This is a genomic window from Methylovulum psychrotolerans, from assembly GCF_002923755.1.
Lineage (GTDB): Bacteria > Pseudomonadota > Gammaproteobacteria > Methylococcales > Methylomonadaceae > Methylovulum > Methylovulum psychrotolerans.
In genome coordinates, this window is the sequence record NZ_PGFZ01000035.1 from 2991 (window position 1) to 6377 (window position 3387).

Sequence of the window (3387 nt, forward strand, 5' to 3'; positions counted from 1 at the left end):
TGCTGACCGTGCCGGTGGGGGCATGGTTGATGTAGACATCGTTGGTGGCGATGTTGGCGGCACCGACCACGCCGGAGATCAGTTGGCCGGCGACTGCGCTGCTGTCACCGCCAGAGGTGCTGCTTCCCCAAGTGATGATGGAACCGTCCGTGCGCAAAGCGGCAAAGGCCGAGCCTGTGGTATAAATGCTCACCACATCCACAGTGCCGTTGAGCTGTGCCGCCACTAAGCTGCTGTCACCGCCAGCGGAGGCATATCCCCAAGTGACCACTGAGCCGTCACTGCGCAAGGCGGCAAAGGCGCCTGTTGTAGAAATGATTTTTACCACATCCACGGTGCCGTCGAGCTGTGCCGCCACCGTGTGGCTGTCGCCGCCATAAATACCAAATCCCCAAGTGACCACCGAACCATCACTGCGCAAGGCGGCAAAGGCATCATATGTTGAAGAAATTTGCGTCACATCCACGGTGCCGTTGAGCTGTGCCGCCACTGCGCTGCTGTCGCCACCATGAGTACTATTACCCCAAGTGACCACCGAACCATCCGTACGCAAGGCGGCAAAGGCAGTGCCTGTGGAATAGATTTGCGTCACATCCACAGTGCCGTTGAGCTGTGCCGCCACTGCACTGCTGTTGCCGCCATCCGTAATATTACCCCAAGTGACCACCGAGCCGTCAGTGCGCAAGGCGGCAAAGGCGTTTGCTGTGGAAAAAATTTGCGTCACATCCACCGTGCCGTCGAGTTGTGCCGCCACTGCATTGCTGTCGCCACCATCACTGCTAGCACCCCAAGTGACCACCGAGCCATCGGTACGCAAGGCGGCAAAGGCAGTGTTTGTGGAAAAGATTTGCATCACACCCACGCTGCCGTTGAGCTGCGTTGCCACAGCACTGCTGTCGCCGCCCTCAGCACCATTCCCCCAAGTGACCACCGAGCCATCGGCCTTAATTATGGCAAAAGCGTAATTGTTACGCGACTCCCCAAAAGAGTGCCCAGGAAATGATAAGGTGTTTTTTGTTATCGTTATGGTCATGTCAGTACCTCAAAATAATGATTAAAAAAGTGGTTAAAACAGACAGCTATTAACAACAATACCTACGCTCATTTGGATGTTGAATCGGATTGAACAAACTGATATCAAACCAAGGGGTCAAGTTTATACAAAGCGCTTGTTTCAACTAGTTTTATGCGTTTGGCGAAGGTATTGCCTTAAACAATGCTGACGTTCTTTATACCGACCCCGCACTTAAAAAGCCGACCCGGCATATTGTTGTTAAACGCGCAACAAACCCCATCCCTATCAAATCACCACAAAATCGGCGTTGGTTAAGGTTGAGTTCACGCCCAAGATGGCGATTTGCACTGCCCCGCCTGCGCCGCATCATAAGAGAGCGCGCCGGTGCCGACGTTGTAGATGATAAAGTCGTTGGCGTCGGCCGCCGCCGTGCCGATTTTAAAGTCGGTGACGGTGTCGATGTTGCTGGTAGAAGGTGCGGCGTTGAAGCGGAAAACGTCCAAACCTGCACGCTCGGTCAGGGTGTCGTTGCCGCTGCCGCTGGCTTCGTTCACCACACCGGCACTGTTGTCGATGACATACACATCATTGCCCAGCCCCCGATCAGGGTGTCAATGCCGCCGCGGCCATCAAGACGGTCGTTGCCCGCCGTGCCGGTCAGCGTGTCGGCGGCGCTGGCTTTGCTCCCGTCCTTTCGGTGTAGCTGGCGGTGACGGTCAAGGGTATGGCCGACATCGCCAGCCTGAAGCGCATATACTTCAAACGGTCAAGTTTTCGGTTTTTAGGATTAACCGAAAACTTGACCGTTCAGAGTATAGCTGCTAAAAAAGCTTTTTGTTTTTTTATCAGGCAAAAATCTTATTTTTCTACCACGCCACCGAAACAAAGACATTAAAAACCCCTCTTTTCATCATAAAACAATTACCAACAATAAAATAGATTCTTAAAAAAACTATAAAAATCAATTAATTGCCATTACCAAAAAACTAATTTTGTTAAAAAGTAACATTTTTTCGAGCACACCAAGAAGGAGTACAGCAAGCGAAACGGAAGTGGGGCGGTGTACGACGCGGTTCTGTCGCAAACTTTCTAATTTTGGGGGATAATCCGCCAATTTTTGTTGCCATACTATGAAGATCAGCTTTAAAGGCACCCACTATCCGAAAGACGTTATCCTGCACGCGGTTTTCTTCTATGTCCGGTATGGCGTTTCCTACCGCGACCTGGAAGAAATTTTGGCGGAGCGCGGTGTCGCCGTGGATCATGCGGCCCTGAACCGCTGGGTTGTCCGCTATTCGCCACTGACCGCCTTGGCGGCAAAAAGCCACAAACGGACGGTTGCCGGCTCTTGGCGTATGGACGAGACGTACATCAAAATCAAAGGGGAATGGGCCTACCTGTACCGCGCGGTGGACAAATTTGGCGACACCGTCGACTTTATGCTCTCCGAACGCCGCGACGAAGCGGCCGCCACCGCCTTTTTCAGGCCGGCCATTGACGGCAACGGCCTGCCCGAAAAAGTGGTCATGGACAAAAGCGGCGCCAACCTGGCCGGGCTTGCAAACATCAATGTCCTGCTGGTGCTGGCAGGCCTGCTTTGCCTGATGGTCGACATTTGCCAAGTCAAATACCTCAATAACCGGGTGGAATAGGATCACCGGTTTACTTGTGCCCTTTGGGTATAAGAAAATCACCGGGCCAATGCTGGGGTTCAAAGCCTTCCGTTCCGCGCAGGCCACCCTCGACAGGATAGAAACCGCCCACATGATCCGTAAGGGGCAACTCGCCGGACGGACACTGCCCGCCCACCGACAATTTATCAATTTGGCAGGCTAGTTTTGCCCGCCAATCAGGCCGGGCTAGGCTCTTGTAAATATTTGCGACAGAACCAATAGTTGACACCTAACTATTTATTATTGTTATTTATATGGAACACACGCGATGTTCGACTTTTTAGATTTGTACCAACCCCTCAAAAATGTACTCCATCATAGTTACGGAATGGGGCTCCACATCGGGTACGTCGTCTAGCTCACTCTCTTAAATGGGATATCGGGTCAGCGGTAAAACTTCCAATCCGATTCACTAATAGTCATTATCCAGATTAACGCTGAAACTAAGTTTTTTGACATTTGCCCAAAAGCCCCCATTATTGATCCAACAGCACCCAAAGCCTTTGCCCCCGTGAGGTCGATACGATATGCTTTTTTATGCCAACATCAAAACTTACCCCGCCGTTTTCAGAAGCTTCACAGGGCTGGATGTCCCTGAATTTGAAAGCTTGCTGGCCTATTTTGAAAAAGCTTGGGACGAACTCCGCGAAGAGGCCGCCGACGCCAACAAAGACCGCCAGCGCAGAGCCGGCGGCGGGG

3 protein-coding genes and 1 pseudogene are annotated in these 3387 nt (G+C 52.1%); 1 reads left to right on the forward strand and 3 read right to left on the reverse strand.

Annotated elements, in window-relative coordinates:
- From AADEFJLK_RS24835 to AADEFJLK_RS26190, 3 genes are all read right to left on the reverse strand, one after another.
- A partial coding sequence (locus tag AADEFJLK_RS24835) for an RCC1 domain-containing protein (RefSeq protein ID WP_211299326.1) occupies positions 1-1033 on the reverse strand: 1033 nt, incomplete at its 3' end.
- 305 nt (positions 1034-1338) lie between these two features.
- Positions 1339-1599, reverse strand: coding sequence for a M10 family metallopeptidase C-terminal domain-containing protein (locus tag AADEFJLK_RS23040; protein ID WP_103975956.1), 261 nt, complete (start codon positions 1597-1599; stop codon positions 1339-1341).
- Positions 1566-1676 carry a hypothetical protein gene (locus AADEFJLK_RS26190; protein ID WP_170065241.1) on the reverse strand — a complete coding sequence of 37 codons (111 nt, stop codon included), beginning with the start codon at positions 1674-1676 and terminating at the stop codon, positions 1566-1568. Before AADEFJLK_RS26190 ends, AADEFJLK_RS23040 begins: the two co-directional genes overlap by 34 nt.
- Positions 1677-2145: 469 nt before the next feature.
- Between AADEFJLK_RS26190 and AADEFJLK_RS23045 the strand changes: the two are divergent.
- Positions 2146-2851, forward strand: a pseudogene (locus AADEFJLK_RS23045) (IS6 family transposase).
- The last annotated feature ends 536 nt before the right edge of the window (positions 2852-3387 follow it).